The sequence below is a fragment of the Phaeobacter sp. CAU 1743 genome (genome assembly GCF_039839315.1).
Taxonomy (GTDB): domain Bacteria; phylum Pseudomonadota; class Alphaproteobacteria; order Rhodobacterales; family Rhodobacteraceae; genus Phycobacter; species Phycobacter gallaeciensis_A.
Window position 1 is genome coordinate 1 of the sequence record NZ_JBDOQR010000069.1, and the last position, 22,247, is coordinate 22,247.

Here is a 22,247-nt window from a genome sequence, read left to right on the forward strand (position 1 = left end):
GCCCTCACGGGCATGCTGGCTGCGGGTGAGTTCGGTCCAGGCCATCGTGGTCTCCGTTCAGTGTCGTACCCGAACAGAAACACAACCTCCTGAACTCACTCAATTAGTTTCAAATCGGGCTCTCAGATCCCCCGCCACAGCGCGAAAGGCAGGCAATTGCGCCTTGCCGCCAACGCGGCTGACCGAGGTGCCGATGTCGATGGCCGGCAGCCTGCCCTTTTCGAACAGCGAGGGCGACAGGTAGATCTGCCCGTCCGTGATGGAAATGAGGTTGGTGGGAATAAAGGCGGAAATATTCTGCGCCTGGGTTTCGATCACCGGCAGAGCAGTCAGCGAACCGCCACCGTGTTCTTCGCGCAGCGGGGTGGCGCGTTCCAGCAGCCGCGAATGAATATAGAAAATGTCACCGGGATAGGCCTCGCGGCCGGGCGGGCGGCGTAACAGAAGCGACAGCTCGCGATAGGCGCGGGCATGGCGGGTCAGATCGTCATAGACGATCAGCACATCACGCCCTTCGTCCATGAAATGTTCAGCCATGGCAGTGGCCGCATAAGGCGCGATGAACTGCAGCCCCGGCGCGTCCTCTCCGCCGGCCACCACGACGATGGTGCGCTCCAGTGCGCCGCCCTTGCGCAGGCTATCGATCACCCGCGCCACCGCCGAAGCCCGCTGCCCGATGGCGCAATAGATCGAGATCACCCCGGTGTCGCGCTGGTTCAGGATGGTATCGACGGCGATGGCCGTCTTGCCGGATTGCCGATCACCGACGATCAACTCGCGCTGACCACGCCCGATGGGCACGGCGGCATCGATCGCCTTGATCCCGGTCTGCAGCGGCACGCTGACCGGCGCGCGGTGCATGATGGGCGGGGCCGCACGTTCGATGGGCGCGCGGTCGCGGCACTGCAGCGGTCCAGCACCATCAATGGGCTGCCCCATCGCATCGACAACCCGCCCCAGCAGCGCGGCACCAACCGGTGTGTCAACGACGCGGCGTGTGCGGTGCACCTTGTCACCGGGGCGGATGCCGACGCTGTCACCCAGTACAATTACCCCGATACGGTCGGTAGCCAGGCTGGAGGCGATACCGGTCTGCCCACCGGCAAAGACCACCAGCTCATCCGCCCTGAGGTCGGGAAACCCGGCGATCCGCGCAATGCCATTGCCAACAGACAGAACCCGGGCAACATCGGTGATTTCGGCCACCGGGGCGGTTTCGGCAAGGATCCGGTCCATCCGGTCGACCAGCCCTGCGGCAATCCGGCCCGCCATGCCCTGCCCGTCTGTGCGCTTGTCATTGCGCCCGCCCTTCTGCCCGTCATGCGGCATCGGCAGCCTCGCTTGCCACGGCATCCAGGCTTTCTTCGATCAGCAGGCCCAGCCGGTCCAGATAGCGCCCTGCCGACCAGTCCAGTACCTGATGGCCCAGCGTCAGACGGATGCCAAAGGTAACATCCCCGGCGGTGGCATAATCCACCTTTATACCCTCTGCGATCTCGTCGTGGATAGCGCGGGTCAGGTGGCGCCGCGCCGCGCTTGGCAGCTCCATGCTGCATTCCACCAGCGCCGCCCCCGGCATGCCTTCCGCTGCCCGTTCCAGCCGCCTGCGCTCCTCAAGGTCGAGCGAGGACAATTGCCGGGCGAACTCTGCCGCCATCTGCTCCGCCAGATCGGCCCCGGCGAAATCCGCCAGAACACGGCGCAGCGCCTGCCCCACGTGGGCGGCTGTGCGCTTTTGCATCTCCAGCACGATTTCAGTGCGGTCCTCCTGCAAATGGTCCAGCCAGGCCGCACGTTTCTGCTCCATGTCTTCGCGCAGATCGGCCTCCAGCTCTTGGCGCAACGCCTCGGCTGCGGCGCGGGCCTTTGCCATCTCGGCCTCCCTATGGCTGTCCAGCGCCTGCCGCTCGGCCCGCAGCGCTTCGGCTTCGGTGACAGCCTCTTCACGCACGCGGCGCGCATCGCCAAGCCGCTCGGCAATCCGTTGTTCCCGCTCGGCCATTGCCTTGGTCACAGGCCCGTAGAGAAAGCGTTTCAGCAACCAGATCAGAACGAGGAAGTTCACCAGTTGCGCCGCGACGGTCAGCCAGTCGATCTGCACCGGATCATCCTCCGCCCGGGAGCGCCGCAGTCAGAGCGGCGATGTCCACGAATGGGTTAGCAAACAGCAGAATCATCGCCACCACGAAACAGTAGATCGCGGTGGATTCGATCATCGCAAGACTGACGAAAAGGGTGCGGGTGATCGTCGGGGCGGCGTCCGGCTGCTGTGCAAGGGACTGCAGCGCCTGCGCCGCGGCCCGGCCTTCGGCCAGCGCGGGGGCGATGGCACCGATGGTGATGGTCAGCCCCGCCGTGACAATCGAGGCGATGGCGATCCAGACGGAAGCGTCCATGATCAGGGTTCCTTTCGTGTTTGGCTGTGACCAGTTTGGTTGGCAGGGGCGGCGCCGACACCAGACGACAGCGATCGGCTGCTGCGCGCGCCCGAGGCGATGTAAACCATCGCCAGAACGGCAAAGATATAAGCTTGGATCAGGCCGGTCAGCAGGCCCAGAACCTGCATGACCACCGGAAAGAAGAACGGCGCCACGCTGATCAGGATGCCGACGATGATCGTGCCGCTCATGACATTGCCGTATAGGCGCACGGCCAGGGCAACGGTCCGCGATGCCTCTGACACCAGATTGAAGGGCAGCATGATGGGGCTGGGCCGCACATAGGTCTTCAGGTAACCGCCGATCCCCTGCCGAGCGATGGAAAAGGCGGGCACTGCCACCAGCACCGCGATGGCCAGCGCCGCAGTGGTGGAGAGGGAGCCGGTAGGCGGCACATAGCCGGGCACCACCGACAGCAGGTTGGCGGCGGCGATGAACAGGAACAGGGTTCCGATAAAGGGCAGATAGCGCGCGCCGTCACCGCCGCTGATCTCGGAAATCTGGTCGCGGATGGCGGTAACGATGACCTCCAGCATGACCTGCCAGCGGGAGACCTTTTCGCCCGTCGACAGGCGCGAGGTGACCAGCCAGGACCCGGCGGCCAGCAGCGCCATCACCAGCCAAGTGAACGCCACGGTGGCGGTCAGCTGCAACCCGTTCCATTCGGCCAATACCCATTGATCGGGACTGATCTGCATCACGGTGTCTCCGCCTGTGTCATTCATCACCCCCTTCGCGCTGCACCCAGTACCAGGCGTTGAGACAACCCAGCGCCGCACCAGCCAAAAGCAGGATCAGCGTCCAGGACCGGTGCGACTGGACGCGTCCATCGATCCAGACGCCCAGCGCGACGCCCAGAACCACCGGCACCGCAACTGACCAGCCGACAAGACCGAACATCCCCAGCCCATAAAGCGCGCTGCGCTGCGGGTGCTTTTGTGCCGCCTGTTTGCGACGGGCCTTGCGGACGATCTCTTCCGCCTCCTCTGCGTCGGGCCGTTCGCCGTTCATAGCGCCTGCTCCAGTTCCAGGAACCGGCGCACGATCTGTGCCTCCAGCCGAGCCAATGCTGCGCGGGCGGCCCGTTCGCTTTGCTCGGCGGCGCGGAAATCGGCCTGCGCCCGCTGTTGCACCGTCTGCAGATCATCGCCCAGCACCGCGCCGGAGGTGGAGACCAGCACCTCATCCCCGACCTTCACCAGTGTTCCGGAATGGATCCCGGCATAGCGCACCTGCCCGCCCGTCTCCTCGTAAGTCAGGATGCCCGGGGCCAGCTGAGAGACATAATCGATATGGTGCGGCAACATCCCGAATGCGCCATCCGGCCCTTCGGCCACGATACGCACGACCTCCAGATCAAGGCACAGCCGGTCGGGCAGCAGGATCTTAAGCCGCATGTCCCGCCCCCTCTTTCTGCGCCAGATCCGCCACCGTTCCGATCATGTAAAAGGCGCTTTCGGGATGATCGCGGAACTCATCATTCATGATGCGCTCACAGGAAGACAGCGTCTCACTCAGCGGCACGAAACGCCCCGGTATGCCGGTCATCTTTTCGGTGGAGTAAAACGGCTGTGTCAGAAACCGTTCGATCTGCCGGGCGCGGCGCACGGTGGCGCGGTCCGTTTCCGAAAGCTCCTCCAGCCCCAGCATGGCGATGATATCCTTGAGATCCTCGTACTCGGCCAGCGTGTTGCGCACCGCGCTGGCGATCATGTAGTGGCGGGTGCTGACAACCCCCGGCGTCAGCATCCGGGAAAAGGATTTCAGCGGGTCGATGGCGGGATACAACCCTTCGGAGGCCTTCTTGCGCGACAGGGTGATCGAGGCTGACAGGTGCGAAAACGTATGCGTCGCCGCCGGGTCGGTGAAATCATCAGCCGGCACGTAGACCGCCTGAATCGAGGTCATGCTGCCCCGGCTGGTGGAGCAGATCCGCTCTTCCAGATCAGCCAGCTCGGTGCCCAGCGTCGGCTGATAACCCACCCGCGACGGGATCCGCCCCAGAAGGCCCGAAACCTCGGAGCCGGCCTGCACGAAACGATAGATATTGTCGATCAGCACCAGAACATCGCGGTTCAGATCGTCGCGGAAATACTCGGCAATGGTCAGCGCCGCATGGCCGACGCGGAACCGCACGCCGGGGGTTTCGTTCATCTGGCCAAAGACCATGACGGTGCGGTCCAGCACCCCGGCCTCCTCCATGTCGCGATGCAATTCCTCGGCTTCGCGGCAGCGTTCCCCGATGCCACAGAACAGGCTGATACCCTCGTATTCGGCGACCATATTGTGGATCATCTCGGTGATCAGAACGGTCTTGCCGACACCGGCGCCCCCGAACAGCCCCGCCTTGCCGCCGCGTTCCAGCGGGCTGAGCAGGTCAATCGCCTTGATCCCCGTCTCAAACAACTCACCCTCGGCCCGGCGCCGGGACAGCGGCACCGGCGTGCCATGGATCGATCGGCGCGGCATGTCACCGGGCAGCGGGCGTCCGTCAATGGAATCGCCGAACAGGTTGACCATGCGTCCAAGCAGGGCAGGCCCCACCGGCACCGAGAGCGGCAGACCGGTGTTGCGCACCGGCATGCCAAGGCGCAGCTCCGTGTTGGGGTTCAGGATCAGCCCGCGCGCAGTCTCCCGCCCCGGCAGGCTGGCGACCTCGATGGTGATCGCGGGATCGGACAGGGTGACCAGACGAGTGCCGATTGCAGGCAGCTCTGCTGCGAACCGGACATCGGCGATGCTGCCCTCGATGGCAGTGATATGGCCAATGGATGCGCTGTCGGACACGTCGGATCCTTTTGTTGCACCTGTGCTGCAAGCCTATCAGAAACAGGCGTTTGGTGCTGATATTATGACCCATCGGCGCATTCACCTTGATTGGAGTCAATTCAATGACACGGGAATCAGACTATTCTGCCTATGATTTCCGCACCCGGGCGGAGCGGATCCGCTGCACCCGGTGTTTGTCTTATGACGCACAACCAAAGGTGTCCCATGGCCAAAACTCAATCTGAATCGAAAACCTCCGGCGGCTTTGATCAGGCGGCGCAGGCTCTGTTTTCCGCCAATCCTCTGCTGGGCCCGCAGGCGCATCAATTCTGGGAAGTCCAGGAAAAGATCCTGCAAGAGGCCGAACAATTTTCAAAACACTGGTTCGACCGCCGCCACACGGCGGCCCGCACCGCATTGCAGGCCACGGCAGAGCTGTTCGGCACTGCTCCGGTCGATCCGGGTGCGGCGGCCAAGGTGCTGCACGACTGGCAGATGCAATCCGCCGAGCGGGTGGCCGAAGACGTCCAGGAATGGGTCGATTTCTGCACCCGCAGTGCAGAATATGTCACCGCCGGTGAAGTCAGCGCCAACAAGGAAACGCTGGATTCGGTCTCCGCTGCGGTGGAGGATGCAGAGCACGGCCACGCAATTCCGGTGTGACCCGGCCGCCACCTGACATTTCCGGATGGGCAGTTTCCAGGTTGTCCCGCACCGCGTGACGGAGAGTGATATGGCACCGGTGACGGGCACAGCACCAGACGCCTTGCCTTTCGCCCTGCCTGCAGCGGATGTCGCTGCGGCGCTGGCCTGCGATCCGGCCCGCGGCCTGAACGCCGCCGAAGTTGCCGCCCGCCGCGCCCGCCACGGCAGAAACCAGCTGCGGGCCCAAAAGCCGCAAAGCGCGCTGCTGCTTCTGGCGCATCAGTTCCGCAGCATCATCATCTGGCTGCTGGCCATGGCAGCCGGGCTGTCCTTTGCTTTCGGTGACATTCCAGAAGGTCTGGCGATCCTGGTGGTGATCCTGTTCAACGGCGCCATCGGGTTTTTCACCGAATTGCGCGCGGTCCGCTCGATGGAGGCATTGCTGCGCATTGCCGAAGTCAGGACGCTGGTGCGCCGCGACGGCAGAGTGCGCCGGATCGATGCCCGCGCGCTGGTTCCGGGAGATATCGTGATCCTCGATGCCGGAGACATCGTCACCGCCGATCTCCGTCTGCTTCAGGCCTCGAACCTGCAAAGCGATGAATCGATCCTGACCGGGGAATCCCTGCCCGTTTCCAAGAGTATCGACCCGGTCGCCCCGGAGGCCGGGATCCCAGACCGTCACAACATGGTGTTCAAGGGGACCGCGATCACCCGCGGCGCCGGAGAGGCCATCGTCGTGGCCACCGGGATGACAACCGAAATCGGCCAGATCAGTGCCCTGACAGAAACCGCCGAGGCCGAGATATCGCCACTGGAGCGGCGGCTGGACAGGCTCGGCCACCGGCTGGTCTGGCTGACGCTGGCTCTGGCCGCGTTGATGATTGCAGCGGGCGTTCTGCGCGGTCACGCGCTGATCGACATGATCCGCACCGGCACGGCGCTGGCGGTGGCGGCGGTGCCCGAAGGCCTGCCGATCGTCGCCACCCTCTGTCTGGCGCGCGGCATGTGGCGCATGGCGGCGCACAATGCGTTGATCACCCGGTTGTCCTCGGTAGAAACTCTGGGGGCAACGACGCTGATCCTCACTGATAAGACCGGCACACTGACAGAGAACAAAATGGCGGCGGTGCGCTACCTGTTCGAAGGCGCCGAGGTCCGGCCCGCGAAAAATGCCGCCGCACCGGCTGACGACCGCTTCGATCTGGCGCTGCGGATCGGGGTGCTGTGCAACAATGCCGAAACCGGCAATCCGGCCACCGGAGACAGCGCCAGCGGTGAGCCAATGGAGGTCGCACTGCTGCACGCCGCCCAAGCAGCCGCGATGACCCGCGCGAAGCTTGAGCGGGATTTTCCCCAGGTGGCCGAACACGCCTTTGACCCCGAGCATAAGATGATGGCCAGCGTCAACCGCGCCGCGGACGGGGACCGGGGCGGGTTCATCTACGCCATCAAAGGCGCGCCCGAAGCGGTGATCGAAGCCTGCGACACTCACTTGCTGCCGGATGGTCCGGCGCCGCTGGATGGCCCAGCGCGGCAGGAATGGGCAGCCCGGCAAAGCGCCGCCGCGCGCGAGGGGCTGCGGCTGCTGGCGCTGGCAATCAAACACTCCGAAATACCCGACGAAAATCCCTATCAGGGCCTGACGCTGGTGGGGTTGGTGTGTTTCCTTGACCCGCTGCGCGCTGATGTGCCCGATGCGATCCGCGCCAGCCTGGCGGCCGGGGTGCGGGTCGCGATGATCACCGGCGATCATGCAGACACCGCGGCAACAATTGCGCGGGACGCCGGTTTAACTCTGGGCGACCTCACGGTGATCGAAGGCGATGACCTGCGGGATTTCGACCCTGATACGGCGGATTTCGCCTTGCGTGACAGGGTGCTGGCGGCAGATGTCTTTGCCCGTGTGGCGCCGGAAACGAAACTGACGCTTGTGCGCCTGTTCCAGCAGGCCGGGCATGTGGTAGCCATGACCGGCGATGGCGTCAACGATGCCCCGGCGCTGAAGAAATCAGACATCGGCATCGCCATGGGCAAACGCGGTACACAGGTCGCGCGCGAGGCGGCCGATGTGGTGCTGAAAGACGATGCCTTCGGCACCCTGATCGAGGCCATGTGGCAGGGGCGGGTGATCTTTGACAATATCCGCAAATTCGTCCTCTACCTGATGTCCTGCAACGTCAGCGAGGTACTGGTTGTCGGCATCGCCGTCGGCGCCGGTCTGCCCGCACCGCTTCTGCCCTTGCAGATCCTGTTCCTGAACCTCGTGACCGACGTGTTTCCAGCCTTTGCACTGGGGCTGGGCAAAGGAGACAGAGCGATCATGTCCCGGCCGCCCCGCGATCCCTCGGAGCCCATTGCCGGACGGCCGGAATGGGCGTTGATCGGTGTTCTCAGCCTGCTGATCACCGGCGCGACACTGTCGGGGTTTGCTCTGGCGCTCTACTGGCTGCGATTGGAGACCGGGCAGGCGATCACGGTGGCCTTCGTGACACTGGCCCTGGCGCAGCTGTGGAATGTCTTCAATGTGCGGGGGGACAGCGGGCGGCAACTGGTCAACGACGTGACGGGGAACCCATACATTTGGGCAGCGCTGGCCCTTTGTGCTGGTCTGGTGGCACTGGCGTTGTGGCTGCCGTCGCTGTCGGCGCTGCTGGATCTTCCCGACCCCGGCCTGCCGGGATTGGGTCTGGCTGCAGCGCTCAGCCTGGTGCCGTTGATTGCCGGGCAGATCCTGCTGCTGTTCAACCTCACACCGGGACATGACCGCGAGCTGGGAACACAGCCGTCAGGCCGGGCCAGCCTTCGGGGGCGCGACGTTGAACGCGGTTGATCTGCTGCTGGCCGGATCAGTGGTTTTCACAGCGGCCTTTCTGCGTGGTTATTCGGGGTTCGGTTTTTCGACTGTCCTGATGGCCGGACTGATCTTCTGGCTGCCTGCCAGCCAGATCGCGCCGATGTCCATCGCGCTTGAGATCATGGCATCGCTGGGACAATCACGCAGCGTGCTGAGGGATGTGGAGCGCCGCGCCCTTGCCTATCTGCTGCTGGCCGGGTTGATCGGCAATCCGATCGGGGTGGCACTGCTGGATCATGTACCGGATCAGGCGATGCGGATCGGCGTGCACGTCTTGATCATCGGCGCGGTGTTGACGCTGCTGCTGCGGCCCATCCGGCCCACAGTTCCAACCGCCATGGTTCTGTCCCTCGCCGGCTTCATTGCCGGTGTGGTCAATGGCGCCACCGCAATGAGCGGGCTGGTGCTGGGCCTGTTCTTCACCACGACCGCGATCAGTTCACGGGCCATGCGGGCGACAATGATCGCCTATTTCTTCTTCACTGATCTCTGGGTTGGCGCGCTTCTGACGGTATCCGGTCATTACAGCGGGCAGATCCTTTGGCATATCGCAGCCGCCCTGCCCCTGCTGTTCATCGGCCTGTGGCTGGGCTCAATCTGTTTTGCCCGCTATGGAAGCCACGACAGGCGTTTTCGCCGCATCGTGCTGTGGCTGCTTCTGGCGCTGTGTCTTATCGGCTTGGGCCGGGCTCTACTGTAGTCAGGACACCCTGGCGGAGAGATACTCCACCAGATGATCGAAACTGTCCATCTGGGGATAATCCGCTTCGGGCATCTCCAGAGCGAACCGTTTGCCCAGCGCGGTGACGAGGTTCAGGAAATCGATTGAATCGATGTCGAACTCATCCCGCAGATCGGCGCTGCTGTCGATGTCGTCCAGCGGGATATCCGGCGCGATCCGGGTCAGCTCTTCGCCAAGGGCCTGTTCTATCTCGGTGCGGGTCATAGGGTTTCGGGCTCCTGTAGAAATCGGTCGATGGCGCGCAGGAACAGCGCGCCGCGGTGGCCGTCGCTGACGCGGTGGTCTGCGGCCAGTGTCAGGGTTGCGATCTGGCGCGGCACCACCTTGCCGTCCACCACCCAGGGGCGCAGCGCGGGCGTACCGATGCCGACGATGGCCACCTGTGGTGGGTAGATCACCCCGAACAGCCCGTCGATGCCGCGGTCACCCAGACTGGTGAGGGTGATGGTGGCATCCGACAATTCGCGCGCCTTGAAGCGGCCCGCGCGCACCCGCCCGATCAGATCGCGCATCTGCGCCATCAACCCGTCGCGCTCCTGCGCGGCCACATCGAACAGCGCGGGCGCCACCAGCCCGCCACCGCGCAGGGCGATGGCAAGACCGATATGGGCCTCCTTGGCCGGGATGAAGGTGCCACCTTCGAAATGGCCATTGAACTCGGGGTATTTCTTCAGCGCCCGCGCCATGGCGCGCAGGTAGAACACCGGCGGTAGCACACGGTCCTCGGGCGCGCGGGTTTCGTTCATCTCAGTGATGAAGTCATCAAGCGTGGTCAGATCCACCTGATGGGTGAGGTAGAAATGCGGAATTTCCTGTTTGGAGCGCGACATCGCGGCGGCAATCGCCTGCCGCATGGCGCTGAGGCCGGTGTCCTGCGTCGCAGTCTTGCCGCCTGCCGTGATATGGGCGGCGACATCTGCGTGGCGAATCGGCTGGCCGGATGGCACCGAGATTGCACTGAGGTCCACACCCTTTTCAGCCGCCAAGCGTCGTGCCGCTGGAGAAGCGACAATGCGTGTACCGGTGGGAACAGATGGTGCCGGTTGCGGAGGCTCTGCGACCGCCCGGGGTTTGGGCTTTTCGGACTCTGGCACAGGCGCAGGTTCAGCAGTCCGCCCATCTGCTGTCTCCCCGGTATCGATCCGTGCCAGCGGCGTTCCTACGGGCACGCTCTCCCCGATGCCGACCAGCCATTCCGTCACCGTTCCGGTCTCGTAGCACTCTATCTCGATGGCGCCTTTCTGGGTTTCCACCACGGCGATGATATCGCCGTGCATGACGGGTTGGCCCACGGCCACCACCTGTTCCATCAGGGTGCCCGCCTCCATATCCGCCCCAAGCGAGGGCATGAGGAAATCGCTCATGGGGTCGCCCCCATCACCCGGTGGGCGGTGGCGAGGATCTCCGCCACCTGCGGGATCGCCGCCTGTTCCAGATGCGCCGCATAGGGGATCGGCACCTCGGCGCTGCACACCCGGGCCAAGGGGGCGTCCAGATCCCAAAAGGCCTCTTCCGCCAGGATCATGCCAATCTCAGCAGCCAGGCTGCCGCTCTTCCAACCCTCATCCACCATCACAGCGCGGCGGGTCTTGCGCACCGAGGACAGGATCGTCTCCCGGTCCAGGGGCCGCAGAGAGCGCAGGTCGATCACCTCGGCGTCGATGCCTTCCTGCGCCAGCGCCTCGGCCGCCTCCAGCGTCTTGAACAGGGATCCGCCATAGGTGATCAGCGAGATATCCGTGCCCGTCCGCCGGACCACGGCGCGGTCGATATCCACGGGACCAGCGTTTTCAGCCAGCTCGCCCTCGCGGTTATAAAGCATGACGTTTTCAAAGATCAGCACCGGGTCAGGATCGTTGAGCGCGGTCCAGAGCATACCGCGCGCGTCCTCCAGCGTCGCCGGTGCCAGCACCCGCAGGCCGGGGATATGGGCGTACCAGCCCTCCAAAGAGTGCGAATGCTGCGCCGCAAGTTGCCGCCCCGCGCCAGTGGCCATGCGGATCACCACGGGCACCCCGAACTGGTTGTTCGACATATGGCGGAAGGTGGCGGCGGTGTTGAGGATCTGGTCCAGCGCCAGCAGCGAGAAGTTGACCGTCATTACCTCGACAATGGGCCGCATCCCAGCCATCGCAGCACCGATCCCGGCACCGGTGAAACCGGATTCGGACAGGGGCGTGTCGCGGATGCGATCCTCGCCAAACTGATCGAGCAGCCCCTTGGAGACCGCATAGCAGCCACCGTAGCGGCCAACGTCCTCTCCCATCAGGAACACGCGGGGATCACGGGTCATGGCGTCCACGATCCCGGCACGCACCGCCTCGCGGTAGGTGGTAGAGATGGGTTGGCCGGGCGGCGCGACCTCGGGCGGCGCGGGCCGATCAGGCGACATTACATATTTGGCGAGGTCCGCCACCGGTTCCTCTGTGCCACTCTCAGCAAAGGCGACGGCCTCGGCAATCTCGGCGTTAACCTCTGCGGTGATGTCATCCACTTCGCCCGCGCGCAGCAGATGATTTTCCTCGGCCCAGGTCTGGAACCGGACGATTGGCCCCTTGGCGCGCCAGTCGGCGACCTCCTCCTTGGGGCGGTAAAGCTGGGCATCGAACATGGAATGCGCGCGGAAACGGTAAGTGCGGCATTCCAGAAATTGCGGCTTGCCGGAGTCGGCGATGGCCTTCAGAGCCTTCCGCGCAGCGCCTTCAACGGCGACGATATCCATGCCGTCGACCACGTGGCTGTCGATGCCATAGCTGGCCGCCTTGGCGTGAATGTCGGTCTGCGATTCCGAGCGGTCCAGCGCCGTGCCCATGGCATAGCCGTTGTTTTCACAAACGAACAAAACCGGCAGATCCCAGAGCGCGGCAAGGTTCAGGCTTTCGTGGAACTCGCCTTCGGCCACCGCGCCCTCGCCAAAGAAACAGGCGGTCACGGCGTCGGCTCCTTGCATCCGGTCGGCCAGCGCAAGGCCAGCGGCCAGAGGCAAGCCACCGCCGACGATGGCATTGCCGCCGTAGAAATTGTGATCGCGGCTGAACATGTGCATCGAACCGCCCCGCCCCCCGGCGCAGCCTTCGGCCTTGCCGTACATTTCCGCCAGGACGCGGCCCATGGGCACCCCGCGCATCAGCGCATGACCGTGTTCGCGGTAGGTGGCGACCACCCGGTCCTGCGGGCTGAGCAGCGGGATGATGCCCGCCGCAACCGCTTCCTCCCCATCATAGAGATGCAGGAACCCACGGATTTTTTCGCGGGAGTAGAGTTCGGCGCATTTGTCCTCGAAATGGCGGATGCGGATCATCGCCTTCAGCAGCTCGCGGACATGGGCGTGGTCTAGGCGGGGTTTCACATGGTCGATGCTCATGTCTCGTCACTTTCCAGGGTTGAGATATCGCCCTCGGGCAGGCCCAGCTCGCGTGCTTTCAGAAGGCGGCGCATGATCTTGCCGCTGCGGGTCTTGGGTAGGTTTTTGCGAAAGGCGATCTCTTTCGGGGCGACCGCAGGCCCCAGCCGTTTGCGGGCGTGCCCCAGCAGATCAAGCCGCAGATCCTCATCCGGCTCATACCCCGGTTTCAGCGCCACATAGGCCTTCACCAGCTCACCCGCGGTTTCATCGGGAATGCCGATAACGCCGACCTCGGCGACGGCCTCATGCTCCATCAGGGCGCTTTCAACCTCAAATGGGCCAATCAGATGCCCGGCGCTTTTGATCAGGTCATCGGCGCGGCCCACAAACCAGAAATACCCGTCCGCATCGCGCATCGCGAGGTCACCGGTCAGGTACCAGCCATCGCGGAAGCATTTGTCATAGCGCGCCTGTTCATGCAGGTAGCCACGCATCATCGACGGCCAGCCGGGACGCAGGGCCAGTTCTCCCATCGCCTGCGGCTCGGTCAGGGCGCGCAGAGAGTCTCCTTCCGGGTCCATTTCGACGATTCCCGCCTCGATCCCCGGCAGCGGCCTTCCCATGGAGCCGGGTTTCACATCCATCGCGGCATAATTGGCGATCATGATCCCGCCGGTTTCGGTTTGCCACCAATTGTCGTGGAACGGCTGACCAAAGGCCGCGTTTCCCCAGATCACCGCCTCGGGGTTCAGCGGCTCGCCGACGCTGGCCATGAACCGCAAGGCGGGGAAATCACGCCCCTGAAGCGCCTCGGTGCCCGCCTTCATCAGCATGCGGATGGCCGTTGGCGCGGTGTACCAGACATTGACGCCCTCGCGTTCCAGAATGTCATACCAGCGGGCGACGTCAAACTCGGCCTCGTCAACGATCATCGAAACGCGGTTGGTCAGGGGCGCGACGATCCCGTAGGACGTGCCGGTAACCCAGCCCGGATCGGCGGTGCACCAATAGGTATCGCCCGCCCGCAGATCCAGCGCGATGCGCCCGGTCCAGTTGTGGGCGACCACCGCCTGATGCACATGCACGACGCCCTTCGGCTTGCCAGTGGTGCCCGAGGTAAAATGCAAAAGGGCTGTGTCCTCGGGGTCCATGGCTTCGGTGGTGAACTCCTCCGAGGCATCCGCCATCAGGTCGGTCAGCGGCAAGGTATCCTCTGCGGCCTGATCAATGACAAAGACCTTCCGCAGATCCGGCAGACCCGGGCGCAGGGCTTTCACCTTGCGCTTATAAAGCCGCGCGGTGGTGATCAGCGCATTGGCGCCCCCGATCTCCATCCGCGAGCGGATCGGCTCGGGACCGAAGGCCGAAAACAGCGGACAGAAGGTGCAGCCTGCCTTCAGCGTGCCAAGGGCGGCGATGTAAAGCTCCGGCACCCGGCCCAGCAGGGCATAGACCCGGTCCCCCTTTTGCAGCCCCTGACTGCGCAGCATATTGGCGAAGCGGTTGGTTTCCGTCTGTAGCGCGGCGTAGGTGAAATCCTGCTGCGATCCTGATTTCGAAATCCAGCGCAGGGCCAATTGCGCCCCATGTCCCGCGGCCACGTGGCGGTCGATGGCCTCATGCGCGATGTTCATCTTGCCATCGGACAGCCCATCAATCAGCGCCTGCGCGTCGTTCCAGGAAAACCCGGCGCAGAGGGTATCGTAATCGGTCATATTGGCAGCGGCCCTGACGCTGTCCGGTTTTGTGATCGGCGCTGTCGCCATGGTGATCCTCCCCTCCGCTTGCCGCGCCACGCCGGGGCGCGTCTTTGACAATCATAGGTGGCAAAGCAGCCCGCGCAGATGATCAGGATCAAAGCGCGCGCTTTTCCCTCCTTCTGGAAACGACCGGCGATAGGGGCCCGGCGGGGCAAGCCCCGCCAAACCGATGCATTATGCCGTGTCGCGACCGCCGCGGAACGCCCAGTAGATCGCCGGGATGACCAGCAACGTTAGCGCGGTAGAGGTCGCCAGCCCGAACAGCAGTGAAATCCCCAGCCCCTGGAAAATCGGATCGACCAGAATAAAGGCCGCGCCCGACATCGCCGTGATCGCCGTCAGGAAGATCGGCAGGAAGCGCACGCCCCCCGCCGCCAGCAGCGCATCATGCAATGATCGTCCGTTGTCCTGTTCGCGGCGGATGAAATCCACCAAAAGGATCGAGTTCCGCACGATGATCCCGGCAAGGCTGATGAAACCGATCATCGATGTCGCCGTGAAGGGCGCATCCATCGCCCAGTGGCCCAGGGTGATCCCGATCAGTGTCAGCGGGATCGGCGTCATGATCACCAGCGGTAGCTTGAAGCTGCGGAACTGGCCGACGATCAGGAAATAGATCCCGATGAGCGCCGCACCAAAGGCCGCACCCATATCGCGAAAGGTGACATAGGTGACCTCCCACTCGCCATCCCACAAAAGGATCGGATTGCTCTCATCCATCGGCTGACCGTAAAGGGTGACCTCGGGCTTCATCCCCTCGGGCCAATTGCGGGCGTCGATCTCCTCCTGCACCGCGATCATGCCATAAATCGGCGCTTCGAACCGGCCCGCCAGATCGGCGGTGACCATCTCCAGATCCAGCCCGTTCTTGCGGAACACCGGCCATGAGCCTTGCTCGACCGAGACGCGTACCACCTCGCCCAGTTCCACGTTGCCCTCACCGATGCCGGCGGGACCACGGGCGGGCAAGGGTGTCGCCAGCAGCGCTTCGGTGACCTGACGGCGCTCCTCGCTCAGCTTCAGACTGATCGGGATAGGCCGCACCCCGCCGCCGCGTTGAGAATAGCCGACGGTTGTGCCATGGAACAGCAGCGACAGCGTGTCATAGACCGCGCTTTGCTCCACCCCGTGAAAATCAAGGCTGGCCTGATCGATCTCGATCCGCAGCCGTTCGGGCGGGTGACCGAAACTGTCGTCCACATCGACGATGAAATCCACGTCCGTAAAGATCTCGCGCAGGCCGGTGGCCACCTCGCGGCGGGTTTCGGGATCGGGGCCATAGACCTCGGCCAGCAGCGTTGCCAAAACCGGCGGTCCGGGCGGCACCTCGACCACCTTGACCGATGTGCCTGCGGGCAGATCCACCTCGGCCAGCCGCGCGCGCAGGTCCAGCGCGATGGCATGGCTTTGGCGATCACGCTCTTCCGAGTCGGCCAGGTTGATCTGCAGATCGCCCAGTTCCGGGTTCTGCCGCACGAAGTAATGCCGCACGAGGCCGTTGAAGTTGAACGGCGCCGCCGTGCCTGCATAGGCTTGGATGCTTTCGATCTCGGGGATTTCGGCGGCCGCCTGCGACAGTGCGAACAGGGCGCGCTCGGTGTCTTCCAGTGTCGCGCCTTCCTGCAGATCGACGATCACCTGCACTTCGGACTTGTCATCAAAGGGCAGAAGTTTCACGACCACCGACTGGGTGCCGAACAAAGAGACCGAGGCCCCGGTGGCCACGAAGACGAGGATCAGGAAAATGGCCGCGCCGCTGCGGCTGGCCAGCAAGGGCCGGGCAATGGCGCGATAGATGCGGGCCATGCGGGAATCCTCGCCGTGACCATCCTCTGCCCCATGAGCCGCAACAGCGCCCGGTTTCCGCCGCTGAAGCCGCAGCATGATCCAGGGTGCAAAGATCACCGCCACGAAAAAGCTGAGGATCATCGCCGCCGAGGCATTGGTGGGAATGGGACTCATGTAGGGGCCCATCATGCCGGAGACAAACAGCATCGGCAGCAAGGCAAAGACGATGGTGAGCGTCGCGATGATGGTCGGATTGCCCACCTCGGCTACCCCGCGCAGGGCGACCTTGGTCTTGTCGCCATTGGGATCCAGCCGCCAATGGCGGGCGATATTTTCCACCACCACGATGGCGTCATCCACCAGGATCCCGATCGAGAAGATCAGCGCGAAGAGCGACACCCGGTTGATCGTGAACCCCATCAGATAGGAGGCGGCAAAGGTCATCAGGATGGTGGCGGGAATGATGATCAGCGTCACCACCCCCTCACGCCAGCCGATGAAGACCACGATCATCAGGAAGATCGACACGCTGGCCCCCGCAAGGTGCGAGAACAGTTCGTCCGATTTCTTCTGCGCCGTCTCACCGTAGTTGCGGGTGACCTCAACCTCCAGCGCATCGGGCAGGAAATCGCGTTCGGCAATCTCCAGCCGCTGCAGCAGTTCCTTGGCCACGTTGACAGCATTGGCGCCTTCACGCTTGGCAAAGGCAAGCGAGACCGCCGGTCGTGGTGTGGCCTCTCCAGGGTGCAGGGTCCAGGCGCGGTTGTCGGCATCGGCGGGCGCAATGCTGACGCGGGCGACGTCCTTGACATAGACCGGGCGCCCGTCACGGGTGGTGACCAGCAAAAGGCCGAGATCGGGCTGGCCGATCAGGCTCTGCCCGCTCAGCAAATCGCGGGAGGCACCGGTCTGGCGCACCCGGCCCAACAACTCAGACCGGTTGGCATTGCGCACCTTCTCGGCCAATTGCTCCAGCGTGACACCATAAAGGGCAAGCGCCGCCGTGTCCGGCTCCACCCGAATTTCGGTGCGGCTGTCACCGACGATATAGGTGCGGCCCACGTCCTCAGCCTTGGACAGTTCCGACATCAGCTGCGAGGCGACTTCGCCCAGGTTTGCCCTGTCCCACCGCTCTGCCTCATCGCGCGGCAGGTCCGCGCGCGGGGCGAGTGACAGAACCAGAATAGCGACGTCGTTGACCCCGCGCCCGATGATCAGAGGCTCCGGAATGCCGATGGGCAGTTGGTCGAAATTGGCTCGGATTTCGGAATGAACGCGGAGGATGGCGTCATCCTCGGGAACGCCCACCTCGAACCGGGCGGTGGCCATGATACGGTCGTCAAAGCTCTGGCTGTAGACATGTTCGACGCCGGGCAGGCGCTGCAGCAGTGCCTCGATCGGCTTGGCGACAAGCTCCACCGCGTCATCGGCGGCCAACCCGTTGGCCTGAATGAAGACATCCACCATCGGCACCGAGATCTGCGGCTCTTCCTCGCGTGGCAGCAACAACAGGGCCACAAACCCCAGTATCAGAGCCGCAATCAGCAGCAGCGGCGTCAGCGGTGAGTTGATGAAGGCGCGTGAAATGGAACCGGCAATGCCCAGCGATTCCCCGGCCCCGTCATCGGTGCGCGCGTCGGTGTTGGGTGTCGTGCTCATTGCTGTGCCGCCTCATAGGGGGTCAGCCGGTCGCCGGGTTTCAGCCCCGCCAGAACCTCGATCCCACCATCGACGCGCACGCCAGGCTGCACCACCACTTCGGCATCGCTGTCGAGCCGGGCAAAGGTGACACCGTGGCGCTGCTGCAGATACCCTTCGGGCACCACGATGGCGGGGCGCTGGCCGGTGGCGATCAGCAGCCGCACCCGTTCCCCGACAAAGAAATCGCCCAGCCCCTCGGCCTCCACATCGACCACGACCTGCCCGGCTACCAGCTCGGGATAGATTTTGGCGACGCGTCCATCGCTTTGTACCTCGGTATTGGTCAGCGCGCCGCGCGCCAGAATGCGCACGGTTTCACCGGTTTCCAGATAGCGGGCGTGGCGTTCCGGCAATTCGGTGCGCAGCACGAAATTCTCGGTGGCAATGGTGGCGATGGTTTCGCCGGGATTGACGAACATGCCATCCACCACCGGCACGCTGAGGATCCGGCCCGCTTCGGGCGCCAGCACGATCCCCTCGGCCTGACGCGCCTGCAACAGATCCCGCTGGGCCTGCTGGGCGGCCAGATTTTCCTCGGCCACGTTCAGCGCCGTCTGCGCCTGATCCACCGCCGTCTTGGGCGAAGCCCCCCGCTCGCGCAATTCCAGAGCGCGGGTCAAATCGATCCGCGCAAGGGCGATCTGCGCCTCCAGCGCCCGGATGCCGGCCTCAACCCCGGCGATCTCAAGCGCCAGCTTTTCATCGACGATCCGCGCCAGGGTCTCGCCGCTTGCGACGCTGTCGCCTTCCTCCGCGCTCAGCTCGTACAGGTTGCCGGACAGGCGGGCGCGGGCAAGGGCGCGTTTCACGCTTTCGACCTTGCCGAATACCGGCCGCCAGTCAGAGACCTCGGTCATATCAACATCAAAAGCCTGCGCATGGACCCCGTTTGAGGCCAGCAGGCAGATCACCGGCAGCAAGGCACGCAGTGATGAAATTCGGAGCGGCAAGGCTCGGGGCGAAAAGCGCATAATCGTTCCTCTTCAGGGCTTGGGGTCGCGCAACATGACTGGTTCCGCACCGAAAGCTTTGGCCGACACATTCGCAGGGCGAAATGTATCGGGCTTTGACCTAGCTCAACCAACCATCCCAAAGGTTGCATGAAAAACAAAGCTTTTGATCGTGGAAACCTCGACAATTACGCCCTGATGGGGCCGACCTGGGGACGTTCCCCCGTAGAAACCCAACCTTAATCCTTTCCAAATCGCCTTTGACACACGACCACTCATTCCATCGTGTCATGAATTGAGCTTGCATACTCATTGGAAATCCGCCCCCATCTGGGGGATAACCCCAACCGGACACTGACATGAGGACATCAGATGGATCGCGCCCAGATAGTGCATCAGAATTTTCTGGACCGGGTTGCAGCCGGACAGTTGCCAGCCGGAGCTTCACCGCGCAGCGGGCTTGCCCCAGAAACAGCCGTCGCGGTCTACCGCGCCCAGGTGCTGAGCCGGGCGCTGGATCTGACCAGCCGCGCCATGCAGAAGGCCGGTGAGGGGTTCTATACCATCGGCTCCTCCGGCCACGAAGGCATGGCCGCCGTTGCCCGCGCCCTCCGCGCCGATGACATGGCATTCCTCCATTACCGCGATGCCGCCTTTCAGATTGCCCGCGCCGACCAGGTGCCGGGGCAGCGCATCGCCTGGGACATGCTGCTGTCCTTTGCCTGTTCTTCCGAGGATCCCACCTCGGGCGGACGGCACAAGGTTCTGGGCTCCAAGGCACTGATGATCCCGCCGCAGACCTCCACCATCGCCAGCCACCTGCCCAAGGCGGTCGGTGCCGCCTATTCAGTGGGTGCGGCCCGGCGCCATCGCCCGGAACATCAGGTGCTGGCCGATGACAGCATCGTCATGTGTTCCTTTGGTGATGCCTCGGCCAACCATTCCACCGCGCAGGGCGCGATCAACACGGCGGGCTGGACCTCGGTGCAGTCGATCCCGCTGCCGCTTCTGTTCGTCTGCGAGGATAACGGGATCGGCATTTCCACCAAGACGCCCACCGGCTGGATCGAATCCTCGATGGCGGGGCGGCCCGGCATCAAGTATTTCAAGACCGACGGGCTGGATCTTTACGAGGCCCACGCCACCGCGCTGGAGGCCGCCGAATACGTGCGCACCCGGCGCAAGCCCGCCTTCCTGCACCTTCGCACCGTGCGTCTTTATGGCCATGCGGGCGCCGATGTGCCCACCACCTATCTGGCAAAGGCCGAGGTCGAAGCCGATGAGGCCAACGATCCGCTGCTGCACTCCGTGCGCCTTCTGGCCGAGGCCGGCGCGCTGGAGCCGCAGGAGGCGTTGAAGATCTATAACGACACCTGCGACCGCGTCGAACGCATCCGGACCGAGGTCGTCACCCGCCCGCATCTGAAAACCGGCGCCGATGTGGCCGCCAGCCTGATCCCGCCCGCGCGGGTTTGCGCACCGACCAATGGCGTGCCACCGGAAAAACGCGCCGAGACCTTTGGCAGCGACATGCGCGCCATGGACGAGCCGCAGCCGATGTCCCGCCTGATCAACTGGGCACTAACCGATCTGATGTTGGAGCATGGCGAAATCGTCATGATGGGCGAGGATGTGGGCCGCAAGGGCGGCGTCTATGGCGTAACGCAGAAGCTGCACCAGCGGTTCGGCCCGGACCGGATGATCGACACGCTCTTGGATGAACAATCGATCCTTGGGCTGGCCATCGGCATGGGCCACAACGGGTTCCTGCCGATGCCAGAGATCCAGTTCCTTGCCTATCTGCATAACGCCGAGGATCAGATCCGCGGCGAGGCGGCGACGCTGCCGTTCTTTTCAAACGGGCAGTTCTCGAACCCGATGGTGCTGCGCATTGCCGGGCTTGGCTATCAAAAGGGCTTTGGCGGGCATTTCCACAACGACAACTCCTTGGCCGTGCTGCGCGACATTCCGGGGATCGTGATCGCCTGCCCCTCGGACGGGGCCGAGGCCGCGATGATGATGCGCGAAGCAGTTCGCCTTGCCCGCGAGGAGCAGCGGGTGGTGGTCTTTGTCGAACCCATCGCGCTTTATCCGATGCGCGACCTGCATGAGGCCAAGGACGGCAGCTGGATGCGCGCCTACCCTGCCCCGGATCAACGCATTGCACTGGGGGACGTGGGCATAGATGGCACCGGCACCGATCTGGCGATCGTGACCTATGGCAACGGGCGGTATCTTTCGACACAGGCCAAGGCCGAACTGGAAGCCAAGGGCATCAAGACCCGGATCATCGATCTGCGCTGGCTGGCGCCGCTCCCGGCGGAGGCGCTGCTGGAGGCCACTAAAGGCTGCAAACACGTGCTGATCGTCGATGAATGCCGCACCACCGGCAGCCAGTCCGAGGGGTTGATGGCGCTGTTCACCGAAAACGGCGTCACGGCGCTCGCCCGCCATGCAGCAGGCGATTGCTTTATCGCGACCGGACCCGCCTATGCGGCCACTCTGCCGTCCAAGGATAGCATTCTGGCCGCCGCCCTTGACCTGACCGGAGGTGCAAAATGACCCGCAAGGCCGTACTGATCTGCCCCGGGCGGGGCACCTACAACAAACCCGAACTCGGCTACCTGCACCGCCACCACGGCGACAAGGCTGCGCTATTTGCGGTCTTTGACGCCCAGCGCAGCGCCGCAGGACAGGAAGAGGTCACCACGCTGGACGGGGCCACCCGGTTCTCGGTCTCGAAATACTCCCGCGGAGATATCGCATCGCCGCTGATCTATGCTGCTTCGCTGGCAGATGCGCAGTCTCTGGCGAAGGATATCGAGGTTGTCGCGGTCACTGGCAATTCCATGGGCTGGTACATTGCCCTGGCCGCCGCCGGGGCGCTCAGCGCCGAGGACGGCTTTACCGTGGTCAACACCATGGGCACGCTGATGCAGGAGCAATTGATCGGCGGGCAGCTGGTCTATCCTTTCGCAGGCGCTGACTGGCAGAACGATCCCGCCCGCAAGGCAGAGCTGCTTGCGGTGGTGGCAGAGATTGACGCTCGTGCTGGTCACGACCTGGCACTGTCCATTGATCTGGGCGGTATGCTGGTCTTGGCCGGGAACGAGGCGGGCCTGTCAGCCTTAGAGTCTGATTCAAAACTTTTCGAGTGAATTCATTGTCTTGCGAGCATCCGCGTGACGCGGCGGATGTGTGCGATTGTGACCCAAGCTGCCGCGCTGGCGATGGATTTTTCCCAATCCTTC

Annotated in this window: 17 protein-coding genes and 2 pseudogenes; 5 read left to right on the forward strand and 14 right to left on the reverse strand. The window is 63.9% G+C overall.

Annotated features, from left to right (window positions below; all coding sequences use genetic code 11):
• Positions 1-99: 99 nt before the first annotated feature.
• From AAFO90_RS20265 to atpD, 7 genes are read right to left on the reverse strand one after another with little or no spacing between them, the layout of a single operon-like run.
• Entirely contained in the window at positions 100-1,353 is a 1,254-nt protein-coding gene (locus tag AAFO90_RS20265) for a F0F1 ATP synthase subunit alpha (protein ID WP_347510545.1), read from the reverse strand.
• Positions 1,319-2,101, reverse strand: coding sequence for a hypothetical protein (locus AAFO90_RS20270; protein WP_065271940.1), 783 nt, complete (start codon positions 2,099-2,101; stop codon positions 1,319-1,321). The genes AAFO90_RS20265 and AAFO90_RS20270 overlap by 35 nt, the downstream gene beginning before the upstream one ends.
• A 4-nt stretch (positions 2,102-2,105) precedes the next feature.
• The gene (locus AAFO90_RS20275; protein ID WP_065271941.1) at positions 2,106-2,396 is read right to left on the reverse strand and encodes a F0F1 ATP synthase subunit C; all 291 of its coding nucleotides are present in this window, start codon (positions 2,394-2,396) and stop codon (positions 2,106-2,108) included.
• A gap of 2 nt (positions 2,397-2,398) precedes the next feature.
• On the reverse strand, positions 2,399-3,136 hold the full coding sequence (locus AAFO90_RS20280; RefSeq protein ID WP_347510546.1) for a F0F1 ATP synthase subunit A: 738 nt from the start codon (positions 3,134-3,136) through the stop codon (positions 2,399-2,401).
• A gap of 19 nt (positions 3,137-3,155) precedes the next feature.
• Positions 3,156-3,449 (reverse strand): AtpZ/AtpI family protein, encoded by a 294-nt coding sequence (locus AAFO90_RS20285; protein WP_347510547.1) that lies wholly within the window; start codon positions 3,447-3,449, stop codon positions 3,156-3,158.
• Entirely contained in the window at positions 3,446-3,835 is a 390-nt protein-coding gene (locus AAFO90_RS20290; RefSeq protein ID WP_065271944.1) for a hypothetical protein, read from the reverse strand. Before AAFO90_RS20290 ends, AAFO90_RS20285 begins: the two co-directional genes overlap by 4 nt.
• Entirely contained in the window at positions 3,825-5,225 is a 1,401-nt protein-coding gene (gene atpD, locus AAFO90_RS20295) for a F0F1 ATP synthase subunit beta (RefSeq protein WP_347510548.1), read from the reverse strand. Before atpD ends, AAFO90_RS20290 begins: the two co-directional genes overlap by 11 nt.
• Positions 5,226-5,432: 207 nt before the next feature.
• Between atpD and AAFO90_RS20300 the strand changes: the two genes are divergently transcribed.
• The 3 genes from AAFO90_RS20300 to AAFO90_RS20310 all read left to right on the forward strand — a co-directional run bounded on the left by AAFO90_RS20300 (position 5,433) and on the right by AAFO90_RS20310 (position 9,409).
• Positions 5,433-5,870: a hypothetical protein gene (locus AAFO90_RS20300; protein WP_065271946.1), complete on the forward strand. Its 438-nt coding sequence runs from the start codon at positions 5,433-5,435 to the stop codon at positions 5,868-5,870.
• Positions 5,871-5,940: 70 nt separating this feature from the next.
• Entirely contained in the window at positions 5,941-8,685 is a 2,745-nt protein-coding gene (locus AAFO90_RS20305) for a cation-transporting P-type ATPase (RefSeq protein ID WP_347510549.1), read from the forward strand.
• Positions 8,672-9,409, forward strand: a complete 738-nt coding sequence (locus tag AAFO90_RS20310; protein ID WP_347510550.1) for a sulfite exporter TauE/SafE family protein — start codon at positions 8,672-8,674, stop codon at positions 9,407-9,409. Before AAFO90_RS20305 ends, AAFO90_RS20310 begins: the two co-directional genes overlap by 14 nt.
• Here the strand turns inward: AAFO90_RS20310 and AAFO90_RS20315 are convergent, their stop codons facing one another.
• The 6 genes from AAFO90_RS20315 to AAFO90_RS20340 all read right to left on the reverse strand — a co-directional run bounded on the left by AAFO90_RS20315 (position 9,410) and on the right by AAFO90_RS20340 (position 19,017).
• Positions 9,410-9,655 (reverse strand): acyl carrier protein, encoded by a 246-nt coding sequence (locus AAFO90_RS20315; protein ID WP_274829950.1) that lies wholly within the window; start codon positions 9,653-9,655, stop codon positions 9,410-9,412.
• The gene (locus tag AAFO90_RS20320) at positions 9,652-10,815 is read right to left on the reverse strand and encodes a dihydrolipoamide acetyltransferase family protein (protein ID WP_347510551.1); all 1,164 of its coding nucleotides are present in this window, start codon (positions 10,813-10,815) and stop codon (positions 9,652-9,654) included. The genes AAFO90_RS20315 and AAFO90_RS20320 overlap by 4 nt, the downstream gene beginning before the upstream one ends.
• Positions 10,812-12,815: a pyruvate dehydrogenase (acetyl-transferring) E1 component subunit alpha gene (gene pdhA / locus AAFO90_RS20325; protein ID WP_347510552.1), complete on the reverse strand. Its 2,004-nt coding sequence runs from the start codon at positions 12,813-12,815 to the stop codon at positions 10,812-10,814. Before pdhA ends, AAFO90_RS20320 begins: the two co-directional genes overlap by 4 nt.
• Complete coding sequence (gene acsA, locus AAFO90_RS20330) at positions 12,812-14,563, reverse strand: acetate--CoA ligase (RefSeq protein WP_347510553.1); 1,752 nt, start codon at positions 14,561-14,563, stop codon at positions 12,812-12,814. The genes pdhA and acsA overlap by 4 nt, the downstream gene beginning before the upstream one ends.
• Before the next feature lie 168 nt (positions 14,564-14,731).
• Positions 14,732-18,004 carry an efflux RND transporter permease subunit gene (locus AAFO90_RS20335; RefSeq protein ID WP_347510554.1) on the reverse strand — a complete coding sequence of 1,091 codons (3,273 nt, stop codon included), beginning with the start codon at positions 18,002-18,004 and terminating at the stop codon, positions 14,732-14,734.
• Positions 18,001-19,017 carry an efflux RND transporter periplasmic adaptor subunit gene (locus AAFO90_RS20340; RefSeq protein WP_347510555.1) on the reverse strand — a complete coding sequence of 339 codons (1,017 nt, stop codon included), beginning with the start codon at positions 19,015-19,017 and terminating at the stop codon, positions 18,001-18,003. The genes AAFO90_RS20335 and AAFO90_RS20340 overlap by 4 nt, the downstream gene beginning before the upstream one ends.
• A gap of 351 nt (positions 19,018-19,368) precedes the next feature.
• Between AAFO90_RS20340 and AAFO90_RS20345 the strand changes: the two genes are divergently transcribed.
• Together AAFO90_RS20345 and AAFO90_RS20350 are read left to right on the forward strand one after the other, a co-directional pair.
• A complete protein-coding gene (locus AAFO90_RS20345) occupies positions 19,369-21,558 on the forward strand; it encodes a thiamine pyrophosphate-dependent enzyme (protein ID WP_347510556.1) in 2,190 nt (729 codons plus the stop codon).
• Positions 21,555-22,133 (forward strand): annotated as a pseudogene (locus AAFO90_RS20350) (ACP S-malonyltransferase); the annotation flags it as partial. The gene AAFO90_RS20345 and the pseudogene AAFO90_RS20350, both read left to right, overlap by 4 nt.
• A gap of 23 nt (positions 22,134-22,156) precedes the next feature.
• Here AAFO90_RS20350 and AAFO90_RS20355 read toward each other — a convergent pair.
• A pseudogene (locus AAFO90_RS20355) lies at positions 22,157-22,247 on the reverse strand (IS5/IS1182 family transposase); the annotation flags it as partial.